General features: G+C 72.6%; 27 protein-coding genes and 4 tRNA genes. 7 read left to right on the forward strand and 24 right to left on the reverse strand.

Annotated features, from left to right (window positions below; genetic code table 11):
- Positions 1–213: a hypothetical protein gene (locus K0V08_RS09840; protein ID WP_012039465.1), complete on the reverse strand. Its 213-nt coding sequence runs from the start codon at positions 211–213 to the stop codon at positions 1–3.
- A gap of 172 nt (positions 214–385) precedes the next feature.
- On the opposite strand from K0V08_RS09840, the gene K0V08_RS09845 reads away from it, so the two are divergent.
- Both K0V08_RS09845 and K0V08_RS09850 read left to right on the forward strand, forming a co-directional pair.
- Positions 386–1,048 (forward strand): YqaJ viral recombinase family protein, encoded by a 663-nt coding sequence (locus K0V08_RS09845; RefSeq protein WP_012039466.1) that lies wholly within the window; start codon positions 386–388, stop codon positions 1,046–1,048.
- 190 nt (positions 1,049–1,238) lie between these two features.
- Positions 1,239–2,291, forward strand: coding sequence for an NADP-dependent oxidoreductase (locus K0V08_RS09850; protein ID WP_079534046.1), 1,053 nt, complete (start codon positions 1,239–1,241; stop codon positions 2,289–2,291).
- 209 nt (positions 2,292–2,500) lie between these two features.
- Here K0V08_RS09850 and K0V08_RS09855 read toward each other — a convergent pair whose 3' ends face one another.
- From K0V08_RS09855 to K0V08_RS09875, 5 genes are read right to left on the reverse strand one after another with little or no spacing between them, the layout of a single operon-like run.
- The gene (locus K0V08_RS09855) at positions 2,501–3,712 is read right to left on the reverse strand and encodes a serine hydrolase domain-containing protein (protein WP_079534291.1); all 1,212 of its coding nucleotides are present in this window, start codon (positions 3,710–3,712) and stop codon (positions 2,501–2,503) included.
- Positions 3,709–4,701, reverse strand: a complete 993-nt coding sequence (locus K0V08_RS09860; RefSeq protein ID WP_079534044.1) for a glycoside hydrolase family protein — start codon at positions 4,699–4,701, stop codon at positions 3,709–3,711. The genes K0V08_RS09855 and K0V08_RS09860 overlap by 4 nt, the downstream gene beginning before the upstream one ends.
- Positions 4,701–5,525, reverse strand: a complete 825-nt coding sequence (locus K0V08_RS09865) for a carbohydrate ABC transporter permease (protein WP_012039470.1) — start codon at positions 5,523–5,525, stop codon at positions 4,701–4,703. Before K0V08_RS09865 ends, K0V08_RS09860 begins: the two co-directional genes overlap by 1 nt.
- Entirely contained in the window at positions 5,522–6,517 is a 996-nt protein-coding gene (locus K0V08_RS09870) for a carbohydrate ABC transporter permease (protein WP_172405429.1), read from the reverse strand. Before K0V08_RS09870 ends, K0V08_RS09865 begins: the two co-directional genes overlap by 4 nt.
- Positions 6,514–7,863 carry an ABC transporter substrate-binding protein gene (locus tag K0V08_RS09875; protein WP_012039472.1) on the reverse strand — a complete coding sequence of 450 codons (1,350 nt, stop codon included), beginning with the start codon at positions 7,861–7,863 and terminating at the stop codon, positions 6,514–6,516. Before K0V08_RS09875 ends, K0V08_RS09870 begins: the two co-directional genes overlap by 4 nt.
- A 201-nt stretch (positions 7,864–8,064) precedes the next feature.
- Here K0V08_RS09875 and K0V08_RS09880 point away from each other — a divergent pair, with 201 nt between their 5' ends.
- The gene (locus K0V08_RS09880) at positions 8,065–9,150 is read left to right on the forward strand and encodes a LacI family DNA-binding transcriptional regulator (protein ID WP_079534042.1); all 1,086 of its coding nucleotides are present in this window, start codon (positions 8,065–8,067) and stop codon (positions 9,148–9,150) included.
- Positions 9,151–9,175: 25 nt separating this feature from the next.
- On the opposite strand, the gene K0V08_RS09885 is transcribed toward K0V08_RS09880, so the two are convergent.
- From K0V08_RS09885 to K0V08_RS09910, 6 genes are all read right to left on the reverse strand, one after another.
- Entirely contained in the window at positions 9,176–9,772 is a 597-nt protein-coding gene (locus K0V08_RS09885) for a GNAT family N-acetyltransferase (protein ID WP_012039474.1), read from the reverse strand.
- A 104-nt stretch (positions 9,773–9,876) separates the two neighbouring features.
- A complete protein-coding gene (gene rplA / locus K0V08_RS09890; protein ID WP_012039475.1) occupies positions 9,877–10,563 on the reverse strand; it encodes a 50S ribosomal protein L1 in 687 nt (228 codons plus the stop codon).
- A gap of 99 nt (positions 10,564–10,662) precedes the next feature.
- Positions 10,663–11,094: a 50S ribosomal protein L11 gene (gene rplK, locus K0V08_RS09895; protein ID WP_012039476.1), complete on the reverse strand. Its 432-nt coding sequence runs from the start codon at positions 11,092–11,094 to the stop codon at positions 10,663–10,665.
- A 53-nt stretch (positions 11,095–11,147) separates the two neighbouring features.
- Entirely contained in the window at positions 11,148–12,170 is a 1,023-nt protein-coding gene (gene nusG, locus K0V08_RS09900; RefSeq protein WP_079534040.1) for a transcription termination/antitermination protein NusG, read from the reverse strand.
- Positions 12,171–12,357: 187 nt separating this feature from the next.
- Entirely contained in the window at positions 12,358–12,630 is a 273-nt protein-coding gene (secE, locus tag K0V08_RS09905) for a preprotein translocase subunit SecE (protein ID WP_012039478.1), read from the reverse strand.
- An 86-nt stretch (positions 12,631–12,716) separates the two neighbouring features.
- Positions 12,717–12,789: transfer RNA gene (locus K0V08_RS09910), tRNA-Trp, on the reverse strand.
- A 189-nt stretch (positions 12,790–12,978) separates the two neighbouring features.
- Here K0V08_RS09910 and K0V08_RS09915 point away from each other — a divergent pair.
- Positions 12,979–14,196 carry a pyridoxal phosphate-dependent aminotransferase gene (locus tag K0V08_RS09915; RefSeq protein WP_043561137.1) on the forward strand — a complete coding sequence of 406 codons (1,218 nt, stop codon included), beginning with the start codon at positions 12,979–12,981 and terminating at the stop codon, positions 14,194–14,196.
- Positions 14,197–14,229: 33 nt separating this feature from the next.
- On the opposite strand, the gene K0V08_RS09920 is transcribed toward K0V08_RS09915, so the two are convergent.
- From K0V08_RS09920 to K0V08_RS09950, 7 genes are all read right to left on the reverse strand, one after another.
- Complete coding sequence (locus K0V08_RS09920) at positions 14,230–15,384, reverse strand: UDP-N-acetylmuramate dehydrogenase (RefSeq protein ID WP_079534036.1); 1,155 nt, start codon at positions 15,382–15,384, stop codon at positions 14,230–14,232.
- Between the two features lie 7 nt (positions 15,385–15,391).
- Complete coding sequence (locus K0V08_RS09925; RefSeq protein WP_012039481.1) at positions 15,392–15,826, reverse strand: MaoC/PaaZ C-terminal domain-containing protein; 435 nt, start codon at positions 15,824–15,826, stop codon at positions 15,392–15,394.
- Positions 15,823–16,272, reverse strand: coding sequence for an FAS1-like dehydratase domain-containing protein (locus K0V08_RS09930; RefSeq protein ID WP_012039482.1), 450 nt, complete (start codon positions 16,270–16,272; stop codon positions 15,823–15,825). The genes K0V08_RS09925 and K0V08_RS09930 overlap by 4 nt, the downstream gene beginning before the upstream one ends.
- 616 nt (positions 16,273–16,888) lie before the next feature.
- Positions 16,889–17,086 (reverse strand): hypothetical protein, encoded by a 198-nt coding sequence (locus K0V08_RS09935; protein WP_079534034.1) that lies wholly within the window; start codon positions 17,084–17,086, stop codon positions 16,889–16,891.
- 195 nt (positions 17,087–17,281) lie between these two features.
- Positions 17,282–17,355, reverse strand: a tRNA-Met gene (locus tag K0V08_RS09940).
- A gap of 42 nt (positions 17,356–17,397) precedes the next feature.
- Positions 17,398–17,469: transfer RNA gene (locus K0V08_RS09945), tRNA-Thr, on the reverse strand.
- Positions 17,470–17,582: 113 nt separating this feature from the next.
- Positions 17,583–18,521: an aldo/keto reductase gene (locus K0V08_RS09950; protein ID WP_079534032.1), complete on the reverse strand. Its 939-nt coding sequence runs from the start codon at positions 18,519–18,521 to the stop codon at positions 17,583–17,585.
- 160 nt (positions 18,522–18,681) lie between these two features.
- On the opposite strand from K0V08_RS09950, the gene K0V08_RS09955 reads away from it, so the two are divergent.
- The gene (locus tag K0V08_RS09955; RefSeq protein ID WP_079534030.1) at positions 18,682–20,421 is read left to right on the forward strand and encodes a glycoside hydrolase family 13 protein; all 1,740 of its coding nucleotides are present in this window, start codon (positions 18,682–18,684) and stop codon (positions 20,419–20,421) included.
- A gap of 80 nt (positions 20,422–20,501) precedes the next feature.
- On the opposite strand, the gene K0V08_RS09960 is transcribed toward K0V08_RS09955, so the two are convergent.
- The 5 genes from K0V08_RS09960 to K0V08_RS09980 all read right to left on the reverse strand — a co-directional run bounded on the left by K0V08_RS09960 (position 20,502) and on the right by K0V08_RS09980 (position 24,751).
- Complete coding sequence (locus tag K0V08_RS09960) at positions 20,502–21,686, reverse strand: M23 family metallopeptidase (protein ID WP_079534028.1); 1,185 nt, start codon at positions 21,684–21,686, stop codon at positions 20,502–20,504.
- A 225-nt stretch (positions 21,687–21,911) separates the two neighbouring features.
- Positions 21,912–22,721, reverse strand: coding sequence for an inositol monophosphatase family protein (locus K0V08_RS09965; RefSeq protein ID WP_079534027.1), 810 nt, complete (start codon positions 22,719–22,721; stop codon positions 21,912–21,914).
- 45 nt (positions 22,722–22,766) lie between these two features.
- The gene (locus K0V08_RS09970) at positions 22,767–23,507 is read right to left on the reverse strand and encodes a YoaK family protein (protein WP_079534025.1); all 741 of its coding nucleotides are present in this window, start codon (positions 23,505–23,507) and stop codon (positions 22,767–22,769) included.
- Positions 23,508–23,569: 62 nt separating this feature from the next.
- A complete protein-coding gene (locus K0V08_RS09975; RefSeq protein ID WP_079534023.1) occupies positions 23,570–24,556 on the reverse strand; it encodes an aldo/keto reductase in 987 nt (328 codons plus the stop codon).
- A gap of 113 nt (positions 24,557–24,669) precedes the next feature.
- Positions 24,670–24,751: transfer RNA gene (locus tag K0V08_RS09980), tRNA-Tyr, on the reverse strand.
- Between the two features lie 130 nt (positions 24,752–24,881).
- On the opposite strand from K0V08_RS09980, the gene K0V08_RS09985 reads away from it, so the two are divergent.
- Entirely contained in the window at positions 24,882–25,370 is a 489-nt protein-coding gene (locus tag K0V08_RS09985; protein ID WP_079534287.1) for a YajQ family cyclic di-GMP-binding protein, read from the forward strand.
- Positions 25,371–25,451: 81 nt separating this feature from the next.
- The gene (cls, locus tag K0V08_RS09990) at positions 25,452–26,921 is read left to right on the forward strand and encodes a cardiolipin synthase (protein WP_012039491.1); all 1,470 of its coding nucleotides are present in this window, start codon (positions 25,452–25,454) and stop codon (positions 26,919–26,921) included.
- The last annotated feature ends 21 nt before the right edge of the window (positions 26,922–26,942 follow it).

Genomic DNA, 26,942 nt, shown 5'->3' on the forward strand with positions numbered 1-26,942 from the left:
TCAGCGAGGCTGCTGGTGGCCGCTGCCGCTCGACGAGCACGTCGTGCTGCAGCACAGGGTGACGTCGCCCATCACGAGCTCCTCCTCCGCGCCGCGGTGCGTGATGGTGAAGCCGAAGGCCTCCGCCAGCAGCGCGTCGGACGCCGCCTCGCCTCCGGCCGCGGGCGCGACCTCGGGTGCGGTGGTGCGCGTCGGTTCCATGAGCAGTGACATTGCCGTTCCTTCCTCTGGGTGGGTGGGACGACGCCTTTCTAGCACGATCTTCCGTGCCCTGGTCATATGCGCATCACCTGTTGACAACCCATCCGCGAGGCGGCACGATCCGCCCGCGTCGAGGCGGCCCGGGTCGGATCCGACGCGTACCCTGGAGCCCGTGACGGACGAGATGCTGGCCTTCCCCTGGGAGGACGACCTCGCCCCCGCAGCACCCGCGCCGCCTCCTCCCCCACCGCACCTGACGCGCATCGTCGCCCACTCGTCGGATCGCGTCGCCTGGCTCCGCGCCCGCAGCTTCGGCATCACCGCGACCGACGTCGCACGCCTCGCGACCGACGCGTCGCTGCAGGCCGTCGCGCTCGAGAAGCTCTACGGATCCGGCTTCGGCGGCAACCGCTACACCGACCACGGCCGGGAGCGCGAGCCCGAGATCGCCCGCTGGGTCGAGGCGGAGCACGGCATCGTCCCGAGCGCGCACCTGTTCCACGCGGAGGGCCAGCGCCGCCACCTGGCGACCCCCGACGGCGTGGGCCTCCGGGCAGACGGCCGGCTCGAGCTCGCGGAGATCAAGACGACCGCGAAGCCGTGGCGCAGCATCCCGCGCAACTACCTGCGCCAGATCTGGTGGCAGCAGTACGTGCTCGGCGCCGAGCGCTCGCTCATCGTCTGGGAGCAGCACGTGGACTTCGTGCCCGTGCACGACATCCCGAAGTGGAAGTGGATCGACCGCGACGAGGCGGAGATAGCCGCGCTCGTGGCGCGCGCGAACGACCTCATCGCGCTCATCGTGCGCATGGCGAACGCGCCGGCCGGAGCCCGCGGCCTGGCCTGAGCGGCGCTGCCTGCGAGCCCGGCCCGGCCCGGTGCGCGCGCCGTCGCCGTCGCCGTCGGCGAGTGCCCTCCGCATTCTTCTCGCCCGGGGAACACCGCGGAAACACGCCCGACTCACTCGGCGGCTTCACTGGACGAGCGGGGGCCGGTGGGATCCACCTTGCCGCCGCGTTCCGAGGAGGGGTCGCACGATGAGCCAGGTCGTCCAGTCGAGAGCCGGCGTCGCCGCCGCGGCCGAGCGGGATCGGGCGGCGGCCGCCGTCGCCCTGGCGCCCCACGGGGAGACCATGCGCGCGGTCGTCGTCACGGAGACCGGAGGGCCCGACGTGCTGCACGTCGCGGACGTGCCGGTGCCGCACCGCCTCGACTCCGAGGTGCTCGTGAAGGTCGTCGCCGCGGGCGTGAACCCCATCGACCTGCGTCTCCGCGCGGGCGAGCCCGGCGGCCCGACGCTCGGCGTCCTGCCCGCGGTGCTCGGCCGCGACTTCAGCGGCGTCGTCGTCGAATCGCCCTACGAGGACCACGCGCTGCATCCGGGCGACGAGGTGTTCGGCCTCGCGATGGTGCCGCGGATGCCCGGCAGCTATGCCCCGTACATCGCCGTCCCGAGCGTGAGCCTCGCCCGGAAGCCCGCGCGCCTCTCGCACGTGGAGGCCGCGGCGACGCCCGTGAGCGCCCTCACCGCGTGGGGCATGGTCGTCGACATCGGCAGGGCGCACGAGGGTCAGGTCGTCCTGATCCATGCGGGCGCGGGCGGCGTCGGCCACTTCGCGGTCCAGTTCGCGCGCCACTTCGGCGCGCGCGTGGTCGCGACGGGCTCGCCCCGCAACGTCGACTGGCTGGCGGAGCTCGGCGCCGACGAGGTCATCGACCGCTCGCAGGTGCGCTTCGAGGACGTGCTCGCCGACGTGGACGTGGTGATCGACCTGGTCGGCAACTGCACCGACGACACCGGCACCCGCTCGCTGCAGGTCCTCCGTCGTGGCGGCCTCCTGGTCAGCGCGCCCGTCCGTGGCTGGCCGACGCTCGTGCAGGACGCGGCCGCGGTCGGCGTGCGCGCCACCCACTACGAGGTCGCGCCCGACGGGCAGAAGCTCGCGGTGATCTCGCGCCTGCTGGAGTCCGGCGACATCAAGGTCTACGTCGACGAGGTCTTCGACCTGGAGGACGCCGCCGAGGCGCACCGCCACATGGAGAGCGGGCACGCTCGCGGCAAGGTCGTCCTCAACGTGGCGCGGGGCTGACCCCCGCCGACAGGCAAGATCGCCCTCGACGTGGCGCGGGGCCGACCCTCGCCGACAGGCAAGGTCGCCCTCGACGTGGCGCGGGGCCGACCCCCGCCGACAGGCAAGATCGCCCTCGACGTGGCGCGGGGCCGACCCTCGCCGACAGGCAAGGACGTGCTCGACGTGGCGCGGGGCTGACCCTCGCCGGTCGCGCCCGCCGCGCCCGCTCAGCGCGGCAGCGCCTCCCGCAGCGCGTCGACGATCCGGGTCCCGCGGTCGTCGTCGGCCTCCATCCGGTTGGTGAGGAACGCGAAGCCGACCCGGTGCTCGACGTCGGCGAAGGCGACCTGGCCGCCAGCGCCGTCGTGGCCGAGGCTGCCGGATCCGAGGTAGCGGCGCGCGGCCGAGTCGAGCTGGAAGCCCATGCCCCACCGTGGCCACGGGCCCGGCACGTCGAACGCGGGCGGCTCGTCGCCGCCGGAGACGGGACGGGTCGCGAGGCGGATCGTGTCGTCGTCGAGCAGGCGCACGCCCGCGGTCTCCACGACCACGGCCGACCAGACGGCGGCGAGCGCGTGGGCCGTGCCGATGCCGCCGGCGCCGGGGATCTCCGCCACCTGCACGTCCGCGCGGGAGAAGCCCGCGTCGTCGCCCACGAGCTCCAGCGGCAGCGCGCCGCCGAGCGTGAGCGCGCGCAGCGGCAGGTCGGGGCCGCCCGCCGCGACATCCGCGCGCTGCCGGGAGGTGAGCTCCCGCAGCGTCGTGCCCACGCGCATGCGCGCGACGCGCTCGCCGACCTCGGGCGGGATCCCGATCCAGGCGTCCACCCCCAGCGGCCCGGTCGCGAGCGCCTGGAACCACGCGCCCGGCATGAGCCCGGTGGCCCTCCGCACGATCTCGCCCGTCAGCCAACCGTGCGTGATGGCGTGGTAGGCCCACGCCGTGCCGGGCTCCCCGCGCGGCTCCTCCGCCGCGACGAGCGCGGTCGCGCGATCCCAGTCGACGAGGTCGGACAGCGTCCAGTCCCGGTGCGGCGCCGCGATCCCGGCACGGTGCGCAAGCGCGTCCGCGACCCGGGTCCCCGCCTTGCCGGCGCGCGCGTACCCCGGCCACAGCTCGGCGACCGGCTGGTCGTAGCGCAGCCGCCCGTCCTGGACGAGGCGCGCGACCAGGATCGACATGACCCCCTTGGTCGCGGAGAACAGCACGCTCGGGGTGTCGAGCCCCCACGCGCGGCCGGTCACGTCGTCGGCGACGCCGCCCGCGAGGTCCACCACCACGTCGCCGCGCTGCCGGACGGAGAGCGCGGCGCCCGTGCCGACGTCGGACGCGACGGCGTCCGCGAACGCGCGCCGCACGCCCTCGAAGCCGGGCGCGACCCAGCCGACCACGCCGTCGGCGCGCGTCCCGGCGCCGACGGCCGCCCCCGCGCCGGTCACGACGCGGACCCGGCGGGCACCGCGACCAGCAGCCCGGCCGCGTCCCATCGCACGGGCACCGGATCCGGGATGCGGCCGACGAACGAGCCGTCCGCGCCGGCGTCCTCGAAGCCGAGGAGCGCCGGACCCGACGGCGTCCGGACGATGCGCGCGGCATACAGCCCCTCGCCGTGCAGGAGCCGGGCGCGCCCGATGTCGACGGGGCGGCCGAACGGCTGGTCGTCGTCGAGCGGCAGCGCGAAGACGCCGCCCTCCTGCCCGGCTCGCGCGCCCGCGAGGTCGGACCCCGCGCACGAGAACACGAGCACCCGCCGGCCGTCGACCTCCGCGACCTGCAGCACCTCGAGGTGCGCGAACCCTGCGCCGGGCGCGCTGAGCGGCGCCGCGGCGGTCCAGGTCACGAGGTCGCGCGAGACGGCGTGCCCCACGACGCCGCGGTCGAGCGGATCCGCGTCCGGACCTGACGCGGCGGCCCGCGACCGCGCGGTGACGAGCATGCGCCAGCCGTCGCCCGCGGGGTCACGCTCGACCCAGGGATCCCGCCACGCCTCCTCGCGCCACGTGCCGTCGGCGAGCGTCTCGTACCAGCGCGGGTCGGCCGACAGCGCGGACACGCTCGCCTTCACCCACCGGTGCAGGTCGGTCGAGGTCGCCTGCAGAACGGTCTCCACGTTCACGCCCGCGTCGTCCCGCGGGAACACCGAGCCCGTGTACGACATCCGCCAGAGCCCCGACGGGTCGCGCGTCACGCTGCCCGTCCACGTCGCCGACGCGTCCGGTGACCCGGCCGGCCCGTGCTCGAGCACGATGCCGTGGTCGGTCCACGTGACGAGGTCGGTCGAGGTCGCGTGGCCCACGGCGGCGTTCCGGTGTCGCAGGTCCGGATCCCCGAGCGCGGTCGGCGCGTGCAGGTAGAAGAGGTGCGTCGTGTCGCCGTCGACCGCGGTCCACGAGTCCCAGACCCAGTGCCCGGGCAGCGCGAACGCCATCAGCCCTTCACCGCGCCCTGCAGCAGCGCCGCGATGAACTGCCGCTGGAAGATCACGTACACGATCACCGTTGGCAGCATCACGATGAGCGACGCCGCGAACAGCAGCGGCAGCGCATCGATGTACTGGCCCTGGAACGCGCCGAGCGCCCCGGCCATGGTGCGCTCGCTCGGGTCGTCGATCATCACGAGCGGCAGCAGGAACTGGTTCCAGGTCCAGAGGAACAGGAGGATCCCGAGCGCCGAGAGCGCCGGCCGCGCGAGCGGCAGCTGGATGCTCCGGAACTCCTGCCAGATGCTCGCGCCGTCCACGCGCGCGGCCTCCGACAGCTCCCGCGGCACGCCGACGAAGTGCGCGCGCATCCAGAACACGCTGAACGGCATGTACAGCCCGATGAGCGGGAGGATGACCGCCCACCTGGTGTTGATGAGGCCGAAGCCCGTCATCTGGTAGTAGAGCGGGATGATGATCGCCTCGAACGGGATGGTCAGCCCGATGATCATGGCGACGAGCACGTACTTCCCGCCGGGCACCCGGAGGTTCCCGAGCGAGTAGCCCGCGAGCGTCGCGCAGACGAGGCTGACGGGCACGACCATCACCACGATGAACAGGCTCGAGAGCATCAGCGTGCCGATGTTCCCGACCGTGAACGCCGTCACGAAGTTCTCCCAGTAGGCGGGCGTCGGCCAGGAGAAGCCGTTGGGCAGCGAGTCGGGCGACTGCAGCGCGGCGGTGAGCATGCTGGCGAAGGGCAGCAGGGTGAGCACGAGGACCGCGATCAGCAGGATGCGGCCCACGACGAGCTCGGTGCGGTTGACGATCATCGGTCGCGCTCCCTCGAGAGTCGTTGGACGGGGAGCACGAGCAGCAGCACGAACACGAGCAGCACCACGCCGAACGCGGACGCGAGGCCCACCTGGCTCTGCACGAACGCGAGCCGGAAGATCTCGATGCCGGGCACGAGCGTCGTGGTGCCCGGCCCGCCCTTGGTGGTCGTGTAGATGATGTCGAACGTGCTCAGGGCGGCGATGACCGTGATGGTCACGAGCACCGCGATCTCCTGCCGGAGGCCCGGCAGGGTGATGGTGACGAACTCGCGGAAGAAGCCGGCACCGTCGAGCCGCACGGCCTCGTAGAGCGAGCCGTCGATCTTGCCCATGCCCGTGAGCAGCAGCACGGTGCAGAGGCCCGTGAGCACCCAGGATCCGATGAGCCCGACCGCGGGCAGCGCCGTGCCGAAGTCGGCGAGCCAGGAGCGGGACAGGAAGCCGAGCCCCACCGCGTCGAGGATGGAGTTGATGGTGCCGGACTGCGCGTACATCCACGACCACGCGATGCCCGCCGCGACGAGCGGGACGATCTGCGGCAGGAACAGGATGGTGCGCGAGATCGACGCGAACGGGCCCTGCTTCATCCCGCGCAGGAGCGTGGCGAGGGCGAGGCCCGCGGTGATGGGGATCACCATGAAGAAGACCACGAGGATCAGCGCGTTGACGATGGGCGTCAGCAGCCGGGTGTCCGTGAAGATCTGCACGTAGTTGTCGAGGCCGATGAAGGTGGAGGCGCCGATCCCGTTCCACTTGTAGAACGAGTACTGCACCGCCGTGATGAGCGGCCAGACGACGAACGCAGCGTAGGACGCGACGGCCGGCAGCAGCATGATCCAGCCGACCATCGCGGTGCGACGGGCCTCGGGGCCGAGCCGGCGGCGCCGCGTGGGCGCGCGCCCGGGCCCGCCGCCGCGCGTGGACGGCCCCGCGGGGACGGCGGCGGTCGCCGTCGCCCCCGCGGGGATGGTGCGATCCGTGGTGCTCACTGTGCGGCGAGGTCCTGCTCGTAGAAGTCCTGCGTGGCCTTCAGGAAGTCCGCGGGCGTCATCTTGTCGGTGAGCAGCAGCTGCTCGTTCGGCTGGAGCGAGCCCTGGTAGATGCCGGCCGTGCTGTTCGCCATGAAGTCGACGAAGCCGTCGTCGTCGCCGACCTCGGCGGACAGCTCGAGGGCCTTCGCGATGAGGCTGCCCTCCTGGGCGGTCGGCAGGGCCTGGGCCGGGTCGCCGCCGGGCGACGCGCCCGTCACGTCGACGACGATCTGGCGCGCCTTCTCGTCGGTCACGATCCAGTTCAGGAACGCGGCGACGACGTCGGCGTTCTTCGACTTGGCCGGGATGGCGAAGGTGTTGCCCGTGCCCATCGCGACGTGCTTCCCGCCCGCCTCGACCGGCGGCACGAGGCCGAACTGCGCGCCGCCCTGGCCGAGGGCCTTCTCCACGTTCGCGGCGTCCCAGTTGCCGTCCCACATGAACAGCCCCTGGCCGGCCGAGAAGTTCGACACCATCGTCGTGTAGTTGATGGCGTTGACGTCCGGCGGGAGGTACCCGGCCTTCGCCCAGTCCTGGAACTTCGTGGCGCCTGCGAGCGCCGCGTCGGTCTGGATGGTCGCGCCCGGCTTGTTGTACATCCAGTCGACGAGGTCCTGCTTGTCGCCCTGCTGGTTGATGAGCGACTGGAGGATGAAGGTCCCGACGCCGTCCTGCATGCCGGTCTGGATGGGGAGCACGCCGGCGTCCTTCGCCTTCGCGAGGTCCGCCTCGAGCTCGTCCATGGTGGCCGGCATCTCGGTGATGCCCACCTGGTCGGCCAGCTCCTGGTTCATGTAGATGCCCGTGACGCTGTAGCCGATGCCGAACTGCCACAGCGAGCCCTCGCCGCGCACGCCCTGGTCATCCATCCGGGCACCCGCGAGCTGGCCCGCCGGGAAGCGGTCCCAGCCGTAGGCGTCGAAGTACGGGTCGAGGTTCGTGAGGAGCCCGTCCTTGACCGTGGTGCCGAGCGTCGAGAGGCGGATCAGGTCCGGGGCGTCGTCGCTCGCGAGGAGGCGCGGCGTGTTCGCGAGGAGGTTCTGGAAGCTGTCGCGCGTGATGTCGAACTTCACGTTCGGGTGCTGCTTCGTGAACTCGGCCGTCAGCTCGTCCGTGACCGGGAAGCCGGTCTCGTCCTGGATCCGGATCGTGACGTCGTCCGTCGGGATCGCGGTGCTCACATCGCCGGCGGGCGCGGAGGCGACGGGCGCGCTGCCGGGGGCGCAGCTCGCGAGGGCGAGCGCCGAGATCGCGGCGGCGGCGGTCAGCGCTGCCGCGCGTCCCGCCCTTCTCATGGTGGACATGCGGTGACTCCTTCGTCAGGTGATGCGGGGGCGGGGCGGGTCGTGCGGGAGCCGCGGGCAACGGCGCACGCGGTGTGACAGGCTGGTGGTAAATCCATTTACCTGTTGCAGGAGATCATGCGCGCAGGGACGCCGGGTGTCAACCCGGCATCTCCGCGGTCGACGGATCACCGGATACGCTCACGAGGAGGAGGACGTCACATGCGCCAGAAGCGACCGACCCTGGCGGACGTGGCCCGGCTCGCCGGCCTCTCCCCGACGGCGGCGTCGCAGATCCTCAACGGCACGCCAGAGACGCGCTTCTCCGAGGACTCCCACCGCCGCGTCCTAGCCGCCGCCGCCGAGCTCGGCTACCGCCCCAACATGGGCGCCCGGGCCCTCCGCACCGACCGATCGCTCACCATCGGCTTCATCTCCGACGTCGTCGCCACCACCCGCTTCGCGAGCGGCCTCATCCGCGGCGCGCTCGTCGAGGCGGAGCGCGCCGGGCACGTCGTGCTCGTGCTCGAGACCGGTGGCGAAGAGTCGCGCGAGGCCGAGGCCGTGTCCGCGGTGCTCGACCGCCAGGTCGACGGCATCGTCTTCGCCACGATGCGCGCACGGGAGCTCGTCGTCCCCGACGTGCCCGCCTCGACGCACGTCGTGATGCTCAACGCCACCAGCCCCCACCACGGCAGCTCCGTGCTGCCGGACGAGGAGGAGGGCGGACGCCGCGCGGTCGACCTCCTCGCCGCCGCCGGCCACTCCGATGGGATCGCGCTCCTCGGCAGCGACATCGCGACCGAGCGGAGCTTCTTCCGCTCGGAGACGGTGGCGCGTCGCCTGCACGGGATCCGCGCGGAGATGGCCGAGCTCGGCCTGCGCTTCGCGGCCGAGCGGTCGTGCGGGGACTGGGAGCCGGACGCCGGCTACGAGGCCGCGGGCGCGATCCTGGACGCGGCGCCCGGGACCCGCGCGATCCTCTGCCTGAACGACCGCCTGGCGTTCGGGGCGTACCAGGCGTGCCAGGAGCGCGGGATCCGCGTCGGCATCGACGTCTCGCTCGTCGGCTTCGACAACGACGAGCTGGCGTCCTACCTGCGGCCCGGCCTCACGACCATCGCCCTCCCTCACGAGGAGATGGGACGAGAGGCCGTTCGTCTCGTCCTGCGCGACGCCGAGCCGGGCGAGCGCCTCGTGGGGATGCCCATGGTCGAGCGCGGCTCGATCGCCCCGGTCACGCCGGCGGACAGCGGCACGGCCCGGGTCGCTGCCGCGCGCATGGCGGCCCTGGCGGCGTCGGCCTGACAGAGGGCACCGCGGCCGCGCCGGCCTACTCTCCCGCGGCCGCCGCCAGCGCCCGCTCCATCACGTGATCCGTCTCCACCGCGTCCGACAGCCGGAACGACCGCGTGCCCACGATGTGGAAGCCGCTGCGCTCGTAGAACCGGATGGCGCGCGCGTTGTGCTCGTTGACGCCGAGCCAGATGCCGGCATCCGCGCCGAGGCCGCGCTCCCCCGCGAGCTCGCGCGCGACGCGCAGCGTCTCCGCCATGAGAGGCCGCGCGACGCCGACCCCGTGCGACCCCGCCTCGACGTACACCTTGCTCAGCTCGATCTCCGGCCGCAGCCGCAGCGCTCCCGCCACGTCGGCGTCCGCGGGCGGCGCCTGGACGACCATCGTGTAGCCGACCGGCCGTCCACCGACCTCCGCGAGCACGACCCGGTGCGCGGGATCCGCGAGGTGCTCCCGGAAGCGCGCGGGCGACAGCACGGTGCGGATGTGCTCCTCGATCGCGGCGGCCGTCGTGGTCGGCGGGCACGCGAGCGCGAAGGTGCGGGCGGCGAGGGCGGCCACCTCCTCCGCGTCGTCGGGCGTCGCGACGCGGAAGGAAGGGGCGGCGGGGGCGGCGGGATCCGGGGTGCTCACCTTGCGAGCCTAGGCAGCCGCGCGGCCCGGGAACGACGGAAGGGCCCGCCGAGGCGAGCCCTTCCTGTGCTGCTGGTCGTGCGTGCGCTTCTCGCGCGGCGGTGCTAGATGGAGTTGACGTCCACCGGGATGCCGGGGCCGAAGGTCGTGGAGACCGTGGCCTTCTGCACGTAGCGGCCCTTCGAGGAGGACGGCTTGAGGCGGACGATCTCCTCGAGCGCTGCGCCGACGTTCTCCGAGAGCTGCTCGGGCGAGAAGCTCGCCTTGCCCACCACGAAGTGGACGTTCGCGTGCTTGTCGACGCGGAACTCGATCTTGCCGCCCTTGATGTCGGACACCGCGCGCGCGACGTCCGGGGTGACCGTGCCGGTCTTCGGGTTGGGCATGAGGCCACGCGGGCCGAGCACCTTGCCGAGACGACCGACCTTGCCCATGAGCTCTGGCGTCGAGACGGCGGAGTCGAACGACGTGTAGCCGCCCGCCACCTTCTCGATGAGCTCGTCGCCGCCGACCTCGTCGGCGCCGGCGGCGATGGCCGCCTCGGCCGCGGGGCCCGTCGCGAAGACGATGACGCGGGCGGTCTTGCCGGTACCGTGAGGAAGGATGACGGTGCCGCGGACCATCTGGTCTGCCTTGCGGGGGTCGACGCCGAGCTTGAGCGCGACCTCGACGGTGCTGTCGAACTTGCTGGAACCGGTCTCGCGCGCGAGCTCGACGGCCTCCGAGGCGGTGTACGCCTTGGCGGGATCGATCTTCTCGGCTGCGGCCCGGTAGGCCTTTGACTTCGCCATTCGTGTCTCCTGTTTCGAGAGTGCGGTTGATGTGAGCCTGGCCGGCTCTCCCGCGTGATGCTGGAGCGGATCCCGGTCGGGAGCCGCGGGTGGTGGAGGCTAGGCCTCGACCGTGATGCCCATGGAGCGGGCGGTGCCGGCGATGATCTTCGCCGCGGCGTCGATGTCGTTGGCGTTGAGGTCGGCCTGCTTCTGCTCGGCGATCTCGCGGACCTGGTCCATCGTGAGCTTCGCGACCTTGACCGTGTGCGGCGTGCCCGAGCCCTTGGCGACTCCGGCGGCCTTCTTGATGAGCTCCGCGGCCGGGGGCGTCTTGAGGATGAACGTGAACGTCCGGTCCTCGTAGACGGTGATCTCGACGGGGATGACGTTCCCGCGCTGAGCCTCGGTCTGGGCGTTGTACGCCTTGCAGAACTCCATGATGTTGACGCCGTGCTGTCCCAGCGCCGGCCCGATGGGCGGTGCGGGGTTGGCGGCGCCGGCCTTGATCTGCAGCTTGATCAGACCCGTGACCTTCTTCTTCGGTGCCATTTCTCTTCCTTCTTCTTGATTGCTAGATCGAGCGGGCCGCGCGGCCCGACCGCCTAGAGCTTGGTGACCTGGTCGAAGCTGAGCTCGACCGGGGTCTCGCGCTCGAACAGGGAGACGAGCACCGTGAGCTTGCCGCTCTCGGGCTTGATCTCGCTGATGGAGCCGGGGAGGCCCGCGAACGAGCCCTCCTTGATCGTGATGGTCTCGCCGATCTCGAAGTCGACCTCGGCGGCGACGACGCGCTGCGCCTGGCCGCCCCTGGTGGGCTGGCCCTTGACCTGCGCCACCTCCTTGATCTCGACGAGGCTCTTCAGCATGGAGAAGGCCTCCTCGAAGCGGAGGGGCGTGGGGTTGTGGGCGTTGCCCACGAAGCCCGTGACGCCGGGGGTGTGGCGGACGACCGACCAGCTGTCCTCGTTGAGGGCCATGCGCACCAGCACGTAGCCGGGGATGCGCACGCGGTTGACCATCTTGCGCTGGCCGTTCTTGATCTCGACGACGTCCTCCATCGGGACCTCGATCTGGTAGATGTCGTCCTCCATGTTGAGCGACACCATGCGGTTCTCGATGTTGCTCTTCACGCGACGCTCGAAGCCCGCGTAGGAGTGGATGACGTACCACTTGCCCGGCTTGGAGCGGAGCTCCTTGCGGAAGTCCTCGTAGGGGTCGACCTCGGCGTCGTCCTCGTCGGGGACCAGGTCGGCCTCGGCCTCCGCGATGTCGTCCGCCGTGGCGGGCGAGACGTCGGCGGGCTCGAGGGCCTCCTCGGCCGCCTCCTCCTCCGCCTCGTCGTCGGTCGCCTCGACGGCGGCCTCGGCCTCGTCGGGCGAGTCGATGTCGAGGGCGTCCTCGACGATGGCGTCGGCCTCGGGGTCCTCGACGGACTCCATCGCGTCGAGCGCCGCCGTCAGGTCGGTCTCGACCGAGTCGGACTCGACGTGCAGTGCGGTGTGCTCCGCCGCGTCCGAGCTCTCCTCGGAGGACTCGATGGCGTGGCCCTCCTGGACCTCGTCCACCTCGGAGGACTGCTCCGCCGCGGGGGCGAGGTCGACGTCGTCGCGCTTGCTCTCAGCCAATGGATCTACTTCCCTCGTTCTTCGTCGTGCGTTGCCGTTCTGTGCCGTGCTGGTCCCGGGCGCCGGGCCGCGCGGATGCGGGACCCGCGGGTGCCCGCGCCGCTGCCGTGCTCCGCGCGCGTGGACCCGTGGTCCGCACGCCGCGCGCGTCTACGGCCCGTGCCGCCTCCGCGTGGAGGCCCTGGTGCTAGGCGCCGTTGCCGAACACCACGATGGCGAGGTACCCGAACAGCTGGTCGAGGAGCGAGACGATCACCATCATGACGATGACGAAGGCCAGCACCACTCCCGTGAACGTCAGCAGCTCCTTGCGGGTGGGGGTGACCACCTTCTTGAGCTCCTGCACGACCTGCTTGATGAAGAGCACCAGCCGGGCGAAGGGGTTGCGTCGTGCGTCCCGCTGCTCGCGAGCCTGCGCGACGATCTCCTCGCTCGGCTCGTCGACGATCTTCCGCGCCACGCGTGGGTCCCTTCCTGCATTGCTCGGCTCCGCCCGGAGTTCGGGCGAGCCGCGATGTCACGTGCCCGGGGACCCGTTCCATCTAGCAGGGCGGACAGGACTCGAACCTGCAACCTGCGGTTTTGGAGACCGCTGCTCTACCAATTGAGCCACCACCCTCTGCGTCGACACCCGCCTGCCTTCATGCGCCACGTCCGTGCGAGCACGGACGGAAGAAGGCGCGGAAGAGCATGGCGGAGATACCGACCCGGACGAGTGTACCAGCATCCGCGGGCGCACGGTCGGGCGGCGGCATGGCGGTCGCCGGCACCCGCGTGGCGCCGGGCGCGGATGCCTATGCTCACATGCATGGCCGAACCGCAGAGCACCGTCCCCCTCAGCCGCGTCTCCACCCGCATCGGATCCATCGCCGAGTCCGCGACCCTCAAGGTCGACGGCAAGGCCAAGGCCCTGCAGGCCGCCGGACGCCCCGTCATCAGCTTCGCGGCGGGCGAGCCCGACTTCCCGACGCCCGACTACGTGGTCGAGGCCGCGGTCGAGGCCGCGCGGGATCCCCGCAACCACCGCTACACCGCGGCGGCCGGCCTGCCCGACCTCCGCGAGGCGATCGCCGAGAAGACCCGCGTCTCCTCGGGCCTCGACGTGGGCATCGACCGGATCATCGTCACCAACGGCGGCAAGCAGGCCGTCTACCAGGCCTTCCAGACCCTGCTCGACCCGGGCGACGAGGTCCTCGTGCCCACGCCGTACTGGACCACCTACCCCGAGGCGATCCGGCTCGCGGGAGGCGTGCCCGTGGACGTCTTCGCGGGCGCCGACCAGGGCTACCTCGTGACGGTCGAGCAGCTCGAGGCCGCGTGGACGCCGCGCACCAAGGTGCTGCTGTTCGTCTCGCCGTCGAACCCGACCGGCGCCGTCTACTCGCGGGAGCAGACCCGGGAGATCGGCGAGTGGGCGGAGTCGAAGGGCCTCTGGGTCATCAGCGACGAGATCTACCAGGACCTCGTCTACGACGGGGCCGAGGCTGCGAGCATCGTCGACGTGGTGCCGGCGCTCGCCGACCGCACGATCCTCGTCAACGGCGTCGCCAAGACGTACGCGATGACCGGATGGCGCGTGGGGTGGATGGTCGGCCCGGCCGACGCCATCAAGGCAGCCGGCAACCTGCAGTCGCACCTCTCCTCGAACGTCTCGAACGTCTCGCAGCGCGCGGCCATCGCGGCGCTCCGCGGACCGCGCGACACCGTCGAGAAGATGCGCGAGGCCTTCGACCGCCGCCGCCGCACGATCGTCGCCGAGCTCGACGCCATCCCCGGATTCGTCACGCCCACCCCGCAGGGCGCGTTCTACGTGTACCCCGACGTGACGGGCCTCTTCGGCCGCGACATCGACGGCGTCACGCCGACCACCTCGCTCGAGGTCGCCGACGTGCTGCTCGAGAAGGCGGAGGTCGCCGCGGTCCCCGGCGAGGCGTTCGGCCCGAGCGGCTTCCTGCGGTTCAGCTACGCGCTCGGCGACGATGCGCTGCTCGAGGGCGTGCGCCGGATCCGCGACCTGCTGGCCTGATCCGCCGTCCGGCCCCCGCGGGTCGGCCCGCCCCTAGAGCGCGAGGCCGACCAGCACGGGCTCGGGCTGCAGGATCACGCCGTGCTCGCTCATCACGCGGCCCTGCACGTAGCGCGCGAGGGCGGCGACGTCCTCTGCGGTCGCGGTGCCGCGGTTGGTGAGCGCGAGCGTGTGCTTCGAGGAGACGGCCGCGCCGGATCCCGGCAGCCGGAACCCGCGACTGACGCCCGAGCGCTCGATGAGCCAGGCGGCGCTGAGCTTCACGCCCGCGGGCTCGCGGCGGCGTCGCGCGGCGGCCTCGCGCTCGATCGCGTCGGCGACCTCCCACGCGTCGCCGAGCGGCACGACGAGGTCCTGGGGCGGATCCTCCTGCGGCCAGCGCGGGGCGTCGGCCGGGAGCGTCCGCGCGAACGCGGCGCTGACGATGGGGTTCGTGAAGAACGAGCCCGCGCTCCAGGTGTCGTGGTCCGCGTCGTCGAGCACCATGCCCTTGGAGGCACGGAGGGCGAGCACCGTCTGGCGCACGCGGGCGACGGGGACGCGGTCGCCGAGCTCGACGCCGAGCGCGCCGGCGAGCTGCGGGTACGCGACGGGCAGGCCGAGCTCGTCGGGCCCATCGCCGCGGGTGAGCGCGAAGTCGACCGAGAGCACGACGCCCACGCGGCCGCGCTTGAGCGCGGAGGTGCGGTAGCCGAGGCCGAGGTCGGCGGCGCCCAGCCGCTCGACCTCGCCGGTCTCGTAGTCGAGGAAGTCGATCGCCTCCAGCACGTCGGCGACCTCCTGTCCGTACGCCCCGATGTTCTGCACGGGCGAGGCACCGGTGGATCCGGGGATCCCCGAGAGCGCCTCGAGCCCGGCGAGGCCGTCGGCCACCGTGCGCGCGACGAGCGCGTCCCACGGCTCGCCGGCCTGCACCCGGACGAGGACGGTGCCGTCGGCCCGCTCCTCGCCGACCTCGACGCCGCGGGTCGCGATGCGGATGACGGTGCCCTCGACGCCCTCGTCCGAGATGAGGGAGTTGGATCCGCCGCCGAGGACCATCCAGTCCTCGCCCACGGCCCACAGGCCGAGGAGGGTGTCGACGAGCTCGTCGCGCTCGCTCACGGTGACGAGCTCCTCCGCGGGGCCGCCGACGCGCAGCGTCGTGAGCTCGGCGAGCGGGGCGTCGCGGTGGGTCTCGATCGTCACGGGGGCCCTACGCCAGCCGGACCTGCGCCTGGGCACGCCCGAGGACGGTCTTGCCGTCGACGGACACGGCGATGTCGATGCGCACGGTGCCGGCCTCGGCGTCGATCGCGCCGACCTTCGCGACGATGACCAGATCCTGGCCGTCGGCGGGATCCACGACCACGGGCCGGGTGAACCGCACGCCGTAGGAGACGATGCGCGAGGGATCCCCCGCCCAGTCGGCGACGGGCTGCACGGCCTGGCCCATGGTGAGCATCCCGTGGGCGAGGACGCCCGGCAACCCGACCGACGCGGCCACGTCGTCGCGGTAGTGGATGGGGTTGAAGTCGCCCGATGCGCCCGCGTAGTGGACGAGGGAGTCGCGCGTGAGGTGCACGGAGCGCTCCGCCACGACGTCACCCACGGCGAGGTCGGCGAGCACGGGCACGGCGGCGGCGCTCACGCGTCGTCCCCGCGGACCACGAGGGTGGACACGGCCGTGACGACGTGCGCGCCGGATCCGTCGACCATGGCGGACTCGGCGGTCACCATCGCGTTGCCGCCGAGGGTCGCCACCTTCGTGACGGTGAGCGTCGCGGTGAGCTCGTCGCCCGCGACCACGGGCCGGGTGTACGTGAAGGCCTGCTCGCCGTGGACCACGCGGCTGTAGTCGATCCCGGTGTCCGGCTCGGCGAGGAGCTGCGTCACGGTCATCGCCTGCAGCACGACGGGGAAGGTGCTCGGCGCGACCACGTCGGCGTGGCCCGCGGCGCGCGCGGCCTCCGGGTCGAGGTGGACGGGGTGGGTGGCGCCGACGGCGCGAGCGAACTCGCGCACCTTCTCGCGTCCCACCAGGTACGGGGCGGCGGCGGGGAGCACGCGACCCTGGAGCTCTGGATTCACTGGCACCGGACGATCCTACGCGGCGACCGTCCGCATGCCCCAGGCGGGCCGCCTGGCCGTCGGGCACGCGAGAGCCCCGGCGCGGCGTCCTCCCCTGGTACGCGAGAGCCCCGGCCCCCACTTCTCGTGGGGACCGGGGCCCGGGTCGCGATGCCGCTCGAGCGGCGTCAGCTGCCTACTGGCAGGAGTCGCACTGCAGGAGCTCCATGGGGTCGACGGGGATCGCGTAGCCGCCGACGGTGTCGTTGTCGTCGTAGTCCATGGGTGCCTCCCGTTGTGTCTGGTCGGGAACCGCCGGTGCGGTTCCTCAGGTCTCGTGGCTCTCGCCCCGATGGCCTCCGGATCCGCGTCTTCGCGAGGATCCGGGTTGCTCGGCCACCCGGTGGGGCGGTGAGGTTCTCCACTATATAACCCGAACTACAGACCTGTCATTCCACTACATGTAGTGGTTCGGCGTGTCGCGGCGCCTTCCGCGTGGTCATGCGGATCCGGGCGCGCTGGCCGCATCCGGAGCTCGTGCGGACCCGGCGTGTCGCCCCATCACGGCCCGGGGCGCAGGACCAGGGGACGTGCGAGGGCCGCCGCGAACGCGTCGCGGCGGCCCTCGTGTGCGAGGTGCGGATCAGGCGTCGCCCTCGCGCGCCTCCTTCTCCTCCTCGGACTCGCTGGCGGTGTAGTCGCCGCCGGCGGGGGCCTCGCGGCGCTCCTCGTCGTGCGCGTCGGGGACGGGGTTGCCCTGGGTCTTGTAGAGCACGGCGTCGTGCTCGGCGCCCGTGGCGTGGTCGTGGTCGGTGGGATCCGTGGAGTCGTGGTGGGTCATGCCCGGAGGCTACGCCGAGGGCGGGGATGCCGGAAGGGCGGCGACGGCGGGAGGCCAGGTAGCAGCGGCCACGGAGGCAGAGGCCCTGCGGCCGGCAGCGGCCCTGCGGCCGGCAGAGGAAAGGCCCCGGAACCTGGCGAGAGGTGTCCGGGGCCTATCGAGGAGGACGGATCCGGGTGAGGGTCCGTGCTTCCGTAGCGGGAGCGGGACTTGAACCCGCGACACCACGATTATGAGCCGTGTGCTCTAACCACCTGAGCTACCCCGCCACGATCCCCGCGGCCGGCCACAGCCGGACCCGAAGAGGATCGAGCCCCCAGTGAGGATTGAACTCACTACCTCTTCCTTACCAAGGAAGTGCTCTACCAATGAGCTATGGGGGCGTGCCCGGGCGCGTCGGAGACGCGCTGGAACCATACGACGATAGCAGGTCCGGGACCGCCCACGAGACGCGTGACGGCCCGGACCCTCGCACGTCAGGCCGGGCTTCCGGGGATCAGACCGCGGAGAGGTCCCGGATCTCGTCGGCCGCCAGCTCGAGCTCGACGGAGGCGAGGAGGTCGGGCAGCTGCGTGAGGTCGCGCGCGCTGGCGATCGGCGCGGTGACCGACGGCTGGGCCCGGAGCCAGGCGAGCGACACCGTCGTGACGGAGACGCCGTGGGCCTCGGCGACCCGGTCCAGCACCTCGAGCAGGGCTCGGCCGTGGTCGTCGTAGTACTTCGAGGCGGCTCCGGCACGCGGGCTGTCGACCTCGGCGCCGCGGTACTTGCCGGTGAGGAAGCCGCTGGCGAGGCTCGAGTAGGGCGCGGATCCGATGCCCTCGCGGACGAGCAGGTCGGCGAGCTCGCCCTCGTAGTCGTCGCGGGCGACGAGGTTGTAGCGGTTCTGGAGGACCTCGACGCGGGCGATGCCCTCGCGGGCGGACACGTCCAGCGCGGCCTGCAGGCGCTCGGCGGTGAAGTTGGAGGCGCCGATCGCACGGACCTTGCCCTCGGCGACGAGCTCGGCGAGCGCGGTGACGGTCTCCTCGATCGGGGTGTCCTGGTCGTCGACGTGCGCGTAGTAGAGGTCGATGGCGTCGACGCCGAGCCGACGCAGGCTCGCCTCGACGCCGCGGCGGACGCTGTCGCGCGACGTGCCCTTCGCGGCCTCATGCGCCCCGACCTTGGTGGCGATGACGAGGTCGTCGGGGCGGCCGCGCGAGGCGAGCCAGCGGCCGATGATCTCCTCGGACTCGCCGCCCGAGTTGCCGGGCTTCCACGCCGAGTAGACGTCGGCGGTGTCGATGAAGTTGCCGCCCGCCGCGGTGTACGCGTCGAGGAGCTGGAAGGAGGTGGCCTCGTCGGCCGTCCACCCGAAGACGTTGCCGCCGAAGGACAGGGGCAGCACCTCCAGGCCGCTGGATCCGAGGGGCACGCGTGCGGGGTTCGTCATTCCTGATCTCCTTCGTCCGGTGATGAGGGCGGTGGCCGCCCCCTTCCCCAGCGCGCAGGGGCGCCCGGCTATTCCGCCCGCGGCCGCATCCGGGGACCCGCGCGGGCGCGGCCCGTGCGCTCGGCGGGAGCGCCCCGGGGCCGTCGCCTAGGCTCGATGCATGACTTCGCCTGCCCCCACAGCCCTGTCCACGGCTGCCCGGGACGACATCTCGACCCACCCCGACAGCACCCCGCAGCACGGCACCGGATCCGAGTGGTGGCGCACCGCCGTCATCTACCAGATCTACCCGCGCTCGTTCGCCGACTCCGACGGCGACGGCATCGGCGACCTCCCCGGCATCACCGAGCGCCTCCCCGCGCTCCGCGAGCTCGGGGTCGACGCCGTCTGGCTCTCCCCCTTCTTCCTCTCGCCGCAGAACGACGCGGGCTACGACGTCGCCGACTACTGCGCGGTGGATCCGCTGTTCGGCACCCTCGACGACTTCGAGCGGATGCAGCGCCGCGCGCACCAGCTCGGCCTCCGGGTGATCGTCGACATCGTCCCGAACCACACCTCCTCCGCGCACCGCTGGTTCCAGGAGGCGCTCGCGGCCCCCGCAGGCAGCGAGGAGCGCGCCCGCTACATGTTCCGCGACGGGAAGGGCGCCGACGGCGAGCTGCCCCCGAACAACTGGGAGTCGATCTTCGGCGGCCCGGCGTGGACCCGCCTGACGGAGCCCGACGGCACGCCCGGCCAGTGGTACCTGCACCTGTTCGACTCGTCGCAGCCCGACCTCGACTGGACGAACCCCTGGGTGCGCGAGCGCTTCCGCGAGATCCTGCGCTTCTGGCTCGACCGCGGCGTCGACGGGTTCCGCGTGGACGTCGCGCACGGCATGGTCAAGGCGCCCGGTCTCCCCGACTACACGCCGCCCGAGGGCCAGGGCAGCATGGGCGGCGCAGGCGGCGTGGACGACCAGCCCGCTCCCCCGCCGCCGTACTTCGCGCAGGAGGGCGTGCACGAGATCTACCGCGAGTGGCGCGAGATCTTCGACTCCTACGAGGGCGACCGCGCGATGGTCGCCGAGGCGTGGGTCGAGCCGCTCGCCAAGCTCGCCGACTGGGTGCGCCCGGACGAGATGCACCAGGCCTTCAACTTCAGCTACCTCGAGACGCCGTGGGACGCCGCGGCGCTGCGGCGCACGATCGATGCGTCCCTCGTGACGTTCTCGTCCGTGGGCGCGCCCAGCACGTGGGTGCTGTCGAACCACGACGTGGTGCGGCACGCCAGCCGCCTCGCGCTCTCGGGTGAGAACCCGCAGGGCGTCGGCATCGGGCCGCTCTCGACCGTGACGGTGGACGAGGAGCTCGGCCTCCGCCGCGCCCGCGCCGCCAGCGCGCTCATGCTGGCTCTCCCCGGCAGCGCCTACATCTACCAGGGCGAGGAGCTCGGGCTGCCCGAGGACACCCGACTGCCCGACGAGGCGCGCCAGGATCCGACGTTCCACCGCACCGCGGGCGAGCGCTACGGCCGCGACGGCTGCCGCGTGCCGATCCCGTGGGAGGCCGGGAGGCCGTCGTACGGCTTCAGCGAGGGCGACGCCAGCTGGCTGCCGCAGCCCGACGACTGGGACCGGTTCGCGCGCGACGCCGAGCAGGCGGATCCCGCGTCAACCCTCTCCCTCTACACGGAGGCGCTGCTGCTGCGCCGCGAGCACGGTCTCGCGCTGGGCACGCTCGAGTGGATCACCGCGGAGGGCGACGACGTGATCGCGTTCGAGAGCGCGGGCGTCACCGTGATCGCGAACCTCGGCGACGCCGCCGTGCCGCTGCCCGAGGGCCGCGTGCTGATCGCGAGCCGGCCGCTCGACGGCGACGCCGTGCCGTCGGACACGACCGTGTGGCTGATCCGGGAGTAGTCCCGCCGCGGACACGACGACGCCCCCTCGCCTTCGGGCGAGGGGGCGTCGTCGTGCGGGCGCAGCGGCGCGGAGCCCGGTTAGTTCGCGTGCTCCTGGAGCCAGGCGAACGGATCCACCGGGGTGCCGTCCGCGACGTGGATCTCGAGGTGCAGGTGCGGGCCGGTGGAGGCGCCCGTGTTGCCGACCTGGCCGATCTGCGTGCCGACCTTGACCGGATCGCCCGCCTTGACGCGCAGGGATCCCGGCAGCATGTGGCCGTAGACGCTCGTGACGAGCTGCCCGTCGATCACGTGGTCGATGACGAGGTGGACGCCGAGGCCGGTGTCGCTGTTGACGGCCTCGCGCACGACGCCGTCGGCGATGGCCTGGATGGGCGCGCCCATGCCGGGCGCGAAGTCGACGCCCTTGTGGTCGCTCGAGCAGCCGTTGGAGCAGGGCGCGATGCGGTGGCCGAAGACGCCGCTGATGGGCACGCCCGAGGCGAAGGGCCACTGGATGGTGCCGTTGATGTCGTTCGTGAACGCGCCGGCGCCCTTGGACGTCTGGGCGAGCATGATCTGCTGCGGCGTCGTGGCCGTGAAGGCGTCGTCGGTGCCGCCGACGATGGTCGCCGCGGGGGCCGCGGAGAGCGCGACGCTCTGGCTGGGGATCGAGGTGGCCGGCGCGTCCGTGACCACGTTCGCCTGCGCCATGTCCTGGCCGGTGAGGAACGCGGAGGACGGCAGCGAGGTCGCGATGGTCACCGTCGCGACGAACGCCATGGTGAGGAGCGTGAGGCCGCGGGAGGCGTTCGAACGACGACGGCCGGCGGCGGCCTCGGGCGCCGGCGCGGCGAGGGCGGGACGCGAGGAGGCGGGGACGCGACGGCCTCGGACGCGGGCGTGGGGCGCGGCGGCGGGGACGCTCGCGCGCTTCGCGGGCACGTACGAGGAGCGGCGCGACTCGGGCGCGGAGGCGGAGGCGGCGCGGAGGCGGCGGGCGCGGGTCGCGAGGGGGATCGTCTCGGCGGCGGCCGCGGAGGCGGGCTCGGCGGCCGCGGGGAGGTGCGCGCGCGGGGCCGCGGGGGCCTCGACCGGGATGTGGAGGACGCGGGGCGCGGGGGCGACCTGCGCGGGCTCGGCCGCGGGCTGCGCGACGGAGTCGTCCAGGGGCGCCTCCTGCGCCTCGGGCGCCTCCTGCGCCTCCGCCGCCCGGCGCTCGGCCTCGCGGCGCTCGCGTCGCGTCGGGTACACGGTCCCTGCGGTCTCGTCGGGGGTCAGCACGAGGGCCGCCGGTCGGAGGTCTGGGGGGCACGCGAGGCGTGGAGGACGGACAGGATCGTGGGACTCCTAGTGCGAGGGACAGGTGCTGCGCGGTGCCGTCCGACGGAGGTCGGGGCGTGCGCGTGCGACCGGTTCGTGCCCGGTCGTCGTGTAACGGATCGGTAAAGGCTAACCGCCGGAAGGGATTCGCGCCACCCGGGGGATGCGCCGGAGGGCCCCCAGGGGCTATGCGCGCGGGCGCTCCAGCCGCTCCTCGAGGGCGCGCGCGAGCTCCGGATCCGCCGCGATCAGGAGCTCGGCCGACGCCGGTCCGCCGCCGATCCCGGTCACGCGCGCGCCCGCCTCGGCCGCGATGAGGCCGCCCGCCGCGTGGTCCCACGGCTTGAGGCCGCGCTCGAAGTAGGCGTCGGTGCGGCCCGCCGCGACGTTGCAGAGGTCGAGCGACGCGGCGCCGATGCGGCGGATGTCGCGCACCTCGCCGAGCAGGTCCGTGACCACGCGGCCCTGTCGCATGCGCGTCTCGGCGCCGTAGGAGAAGCCGGTGCCGACGAGCGCGAGGCTGAGCGGCACGCCGGCGTTCACGGCGAGCGGTCGACCGTCCAGCGCGGACCCGCCGCCCTTCGTCGCCGTGTACACCTCGCCGAGGGTGGGGTTCACGACGCAGCCGGCGCGCGCGGTCCAGGTGAGCGGATCCGCCTCGCCCTCCACCACGGCGATGCTCACGGCCCACGCGGGGATCCCGTAGAGGAAGTTGACGGTGCCGTCGATGGGGTCGACCACCCAGGTGAGGCCGGAGCTGCCGGACGTGCCCTCGGACTCCTCGCCGAGGAAGCCGTCGTCGGGGCGCACGTCCCGCAGCGCCTGACGGATGAGGTCCTCGGTCTCGCGGTCGGTGTGCGTGACGATGTCCTCGGGGCTCGACTTCGACGCGGCCACCTCGACGCCCTCGCGGCGGCGGCGGAGGGCGAGCTCCCCGGCGCGGACGGCGATGTCGCGGGCGATGGTCAGGAGCGCGGTGTCACCGGGGGTCGTCATGCGCCCAGCCTGCCAGAGGGGTCGCGGCCGGCAGGCGCGCGGCGCTCAGGCGGGCGAGGCGACCGTGCGCTCGTCGTGGCCCGACGCGGCGGTCTCCCGCAGGCGCTTGCGCTCCACGCGACGCGCGTTCCACAGCAGGCCCACGCCCACCACCATCAGCCCGCCCGCGGCGAGCAGCGCCCACGCGCCGCCGACGTGCGTCGTGATGAGCGCGGCGACCAGGGCGCCGAGCCCCATGCAGACGATCGCGCCGATGCGGCGGGCCCACGCGGCGCCCGTGCCGCCGGCCACGCGGCTGTCGGAGGAGAGGTTCACCATCGTCATGGTCACGACGACGGTGGAGAGGTCGCGCAGCCCGATGCTCTTCACCGCGGCCGCCTGCGCGCCGAGGAGCAGCGCGAGGAAGCCCGTGATGGCGATCATGACGCCGGTGTCGAGCGTCCCGACGGCGAGCCAGACCACCGCGAGCGCGAGGGTGAGCAGGGTGCCCGTGGCCAGGATCCACACGGAGGAGCGCGGCAGGTGCACGTCGGTGGGCGCGCGCCGGGTGATGCGCGACGCGATGACCGCGCCGAGCATGAAGGCGACAAGCGCCACGAGGTTGTTGAGCACGGGGATGTCGGCGACGCCGACCAGGCCGAAGCCGATGAAGAGCACGTTGCCGGTCATGTTGCCGGTGAAGACGCGGTCGAGCGCGAGGTAGCTGACGCCGTCGATGGCGCCCGTCGCGGTGGTCATCACGAGCAGGGCGGCGATGTAGGAGCCCTCGGGCAAGGGACGGGACACGGGCGGATCTCCTCGGGAGGCTCGGGCCGCTCGGGCGGCGGTCGCCCCAGGATACGGGCGGGTCAGGCGGTCTCGTCGCGCGTCGCCCGGGCGGCGGCGGAGGCGAGGCGGGAGACCTCTTCGTCGTCGAGCACGAGCTGCGCGGCGGGCATCAGCTGCCGGATCTGCCGGGCCGTGCGCGCGCCCACGAGAGCGCTGGCGATCCCGGGCCGACCGAGCACCCAGGCGATGGCGACCTCGGCGACCGTGACGCCGCGCATCCGCGCGATCTCCTCGGCGGTGCGCACCGTGGCGTGCCCGCCGGCCGACATGTACTGCTCGGCGTCGAGCGCCCGCGCGGACGGCACGGCGGGCGCGCCCGGCAGGTACTTGCCCGTGAGGAAGCCCTTGGCGAGCACGCTGTGCGCGACGAGGCCGAGGCCCTCCTGCCGGACGAGCGCCTGCAGCCGCCCCTCCGCGTGGTCGCGCGCCAGGAGGCTGTACTCCTCCTGCACCACGCCGACGGGCACCGCGCCGGATCCGTGCGCGAGCGCGAGCGCCTCCTCGGTCCGCTCGGGCCGGAAGCCGGAGACGCCGACGAGCCGCGCCTTGCCCTCCTTCACCAGGTCGGACAGCGCGGCGACGGTCTCCTCGAGCGGGGTGCGCGTGTCGTCGAGGTGGGCGTGCACGACGTCGACGTGCCCGGTGCCGAGGCGGCGGAGCGAGGCGTCGACCCCGCGGCGGATGGACTCGGCCGACGTGCCGGGGGCGTCGCGGCTCTTGCCGACCTTCGTGCCGACGACCACGTCGTCACGGCAGCCGCGCGCCGCCAGCCAGCCGCCGATGATCGCCTCGGACTCGCCGCCCGCGTGGCCGGGCACCCACTGCGAGTACGAGGACGCGGTGTCGACGAAGGTGCCGCCCTCCTCGCGGTAGGCGTCGAGGATCGCCCACGCCTCCTCGCGGTCGGCGGTCCAGCCGAAGCCGCTCGTGCCGAGGCCGAGCGTGGAGACGACGACGCCGGACGTGCCGAGGGCGCGCGTGCGTGGGCCGGGTGCGGCGGGGAACATCGGTGGTGGATCCAGGTCGTCGGGCGCGCGGGCGACTCTGCCTGCGCGGGCGGGCCCCGACGGATGCGGCGGGGCAGACGAACGGCCCCGTGCGAGCGGGGCCGTCCAGTGGGTGGCGAGTGAGGGATTCGAACCCCCGAAGGCTGAGCCGTCTGATTTACAGTCAGATCCCTTTGGCCGCTAGGGTAACTCGCCATGCGCACCCGACCTATGTGATCACGGACCGGAGACGCTCGTCGATGATAGCGGTCGCCGGCCCGCGAACCGAAATCGTCGGATCCCCTCGCCGCGGGTCCGCACGCGCCCGTCCCTTAACATGGTCGGCATGGCAGATTCCTCGTTCGACGTCGTCAGCAAGGTCGACCGCATGGAGGCGGACAACGCCGTCCACCAGACCCAGAAGGAGGTGGAGCAGCGCTACGACTTCAAGAACGTGGGCGCCTCCATCGAGTGGAGCGGCGACACCATCCTCATGAAGGCCTCGAGCGAGGAGCGCGTGAAGGCGATCCTCGACGTGCTGCAGACGAAGATGATCAAGCGCGGCATCGGCCTCAAGAGCCTCGAGGAGGGCGAGCCCTTCGCGTCCGGCAAGGAGTACCGCATCGAGGTCACGCTCAAGCAGGGCATCGACCAGGCCAACGCGAAGAAGCTCGGCAAGATCATCCGCGACGAGGGCCCCAAGGGCATCAAGAGCCGCGTCGAGGGCGACGAGCTCCGCGTCTCGAGCAAGAGCCGCGACGACCTGCAGCAGACCATCGCGCTGCTCAAGGGCGCGGACGTCGACCTCGACCTGCAGTTCGTCAACTTCCGCTGATCCGCCGCGGCGCCCGCCCGGCTTGTCCGGCGGGTGCCGCGACCCCCGGCCGGGCGGCGATCGGCGGATAGACTCCGCCTGATGGACCCCTCGATGACAACCCTCGTCCTCGCGGGGCTCGCGGTCGTCGTGGACTTCATCGTGCGCGTGGTGGCCCTGCTGGTCATCCCCCGCAACCGCCGGCCGTCCACCGCCATGGCGTGGCTCATGGCGATCTTCTTCCTGCCGTACATCGGCATATTCCTCTTCCTCCTCATCGGCTCCACCCGGCTGCCGAAGCGGCGCCGCGAGAAGCAGCAGGAGATCAACCGGTTCATCATCGAGTCGACCGAGGGCATCGAGCGCGTCACGCGCGAGCACTCGTGGCCGTCGTGGCTCGACTCCGTCGTGGAGCTCAACCGCACGCTCGGCGCCATGCCGCTCGTGGGCGGCAACCGCGCGAAGCTCTACAGCCACTACGACGAGTCCATCCAGGCGATGACCGCCGAGGTCGACCGGGCGACGCGCTACGTGCACGTCGAGTTCTACATCCTCGCGTGGGACGTCACGAGCGCCCCCTTCTTCGACGCGCTCGAGCGCGCGGTGCAGCGCGGCGTCACCGTGCGGGTGCTGCTCGACCACATCGCGTCGCTGCGCGCGCCCGGCTACACGCGCACCACCCGCAAGCTCACGGCGATCGGCGCGGACTGGCACCTCATGCTCCCCGTGCAGCCGCTGCGCGGGCGCTATCAGCGGCCCGACCTCCGCAACCACCGCAAGGTGCTCGTGGTCGACGGCCGCGTGGGCTTCATGGGATCGCAGAACATGGTGCACCGCAGCTACAACAAGGTCGTCAACCGCAAGCGCGGCCTCAAATGGCAGGACCTCATGACGCGGCTCGAGGGTCCCATCGTCAGCGGCCTCAACGCGATCTTCATCACCGACTGGTACGCGGAGACCGACCAGCTGCTCGTGCGCGAGACGGAGCCGATCGAGATCGCGGCGTCGGACGACGACGAGGAGCTCGACTGCCAGGTCGTGCCGTCCGGCCCCGGCTTCCCCGGCGAGAACAACCTGCGCCTGTTCAACGCGCTGCTCTACTACGCGCAGGAGCGGATCGTCATCACGTCGCCGTACTTCGTGCCCGACGACTCGATGCGGTACGCGATCACGACGGCCGTGCAGCGCGGTCTCTCGGTGGAGCTCTTCGTGAGCGAGATCGGCGACCAGCCCGTCGTCTACCACGCGCAGCGCTCGTACTACGAGGAGCTGCTGAAGGCGGGCGTGCGGATCTGGATGTACCGGGCCCCGTACATCCTGCACAGCAAGCACTTCACGATCGACGACGACGTGGCCGTCATCGGATCCAGCAACATGGACATGCGGTCGTTCAGCCTGAACATGGAGGTCTCGCTGATGGTGCGCGGCCCCGGCTTCGTGCGCGAGATGCGGCGGGTCGAGGACGGCTACCGTGCGCGCAGCCGCGAGCTGACCCTCGACGAGTGGAGCCGGCGCACGCGCTGGAGCACCGTGCTCGACAACCTGGCGCGGCTGACCTCGGGCGTGCAGTAGCCGCGGGGCCCGCGCGCGGGA

Source organism: Clavibacter michiganensis (assembly GCF_021216655.1).
Lineage (GTDB): Bacteria > Actinomycetota > Actinomycetes > Actinomycetales > Microbacteriaceae > Clavibacter > Clavibacter michiganensis.

Coding starts and splice junctions, on each gene's coding strand:
- K0V08_RS09845 (WP_012039466.1), top strand. CDS start 386: ATGCTGGCCTTCCCCTGGGAGGACGACCTCGCCCCCGCAGCACCCGCG.
- cls (WP_012039491.1), top strand. CDS start 25,452: ATGGACCCCTCGATGACAACCCTCGTCCTCGCGGGGCTCGCGGTCGTC.
- K0V08_RS09955 (WP_079534030.1), top strand. CDS start 18,682: ATGACTTCGCCTGCCCCCACAGCCCTGTCCACGGCTGCCCGGGACGAC.
- K0V08_RS09975 (WP_079534023.1), bottom strand. CDS start 24,556: ATGTTCCCCGCCGCACCCGGCCCACGCACGCGCGCCCTCGGCACGTCC.
- K0V08_RS09935 (WP_079534034.1), bottom strand. CDS start 17,086: ATGACCCACCACGACTCCACGGATCCCACCGACCACGACCACGCCACG.
- rplA (WP_012039475.1), bottom strand. CDS start 10,563: ATGGCGAAGTCAAAGGCCTACCGGGCCGCAGCCGAGAAGATCGATCCC.
- K0V08_RS09860 (WP_079534044.1), bottom strand. CDS start 4,701: ATGGCGTTCGCGCTGCCCGGGCACTGGGTCTGGGACTCGTGGACCGCG.
- rplK (WP_012039476.1), bottom strand. CDS start 11,094: ATGGCACCGAAGAAGAAGGTCACGGGTCTGATCAAGCTGCAGATCAAG.
- K0V08_RS09915 (WP_043561137.1), top strand. CDS start 12,979: ATGGCCGAACCGCAGAGCACCGTCCCCCTCAGCCGCGTCTCCACCCGC.
- K0V08_RS09880 (WP_079534042.1), top strand. CDS start 8,065: ATGCGCCAGAAGCGACCGACCCTGGCGGACGTGGCCCGGCTCGCCGGC.
- K0V08_RS09875 (WP_012039472.1), bottom strand. CDS start 7,863: ATGTCCACCATGAGAAGGGCGGGACGCGCGGCAGCGCTGACCGCCGCC.
- K0V08_RS09865 (WP_012039470.1), bottom strand. CDS start 5,525: ATGATCGTCAACCGCACCGAGCTCGTCGTGGGCCGCATCCTGCTGATC.
- K0V08_RS09840 (WP_012039465.1), bottom strand. CDS start 213: ATGTCACTGCTCATGGAACCGACGCGCACCACCGCACCCGAGGTCGCG.
- K0V08_RS09985 (WP_079534287.1), top strand. CDS start 24,882: ATGGCAGATTCCTCGTTCGACGTCGTCAGCAAGGTCGACCGCATGGAG.
- K0V08_RS09850 (WP_079534046.1), top strand. CDS start 1,239: ATGAGCCAGGTCGTCCAGTCGAGAGCCGGCGTCGCCGCCGCGGCCGAG.
- K0V08_RS09950 (WP_079534032.1), bottom strand. CDS start 18,521: ATGACGAACCCCGCACGCGTGCCCCTCGGATCCAGCGGCCTGGAGGTG.
- K0V08_RS09965 (WP_079534027.1), bottom strand. CDS start 22,721: ATGACGACCCCCGGTGACACCGCGCTCCTGACCATCGCCCGCGACATC.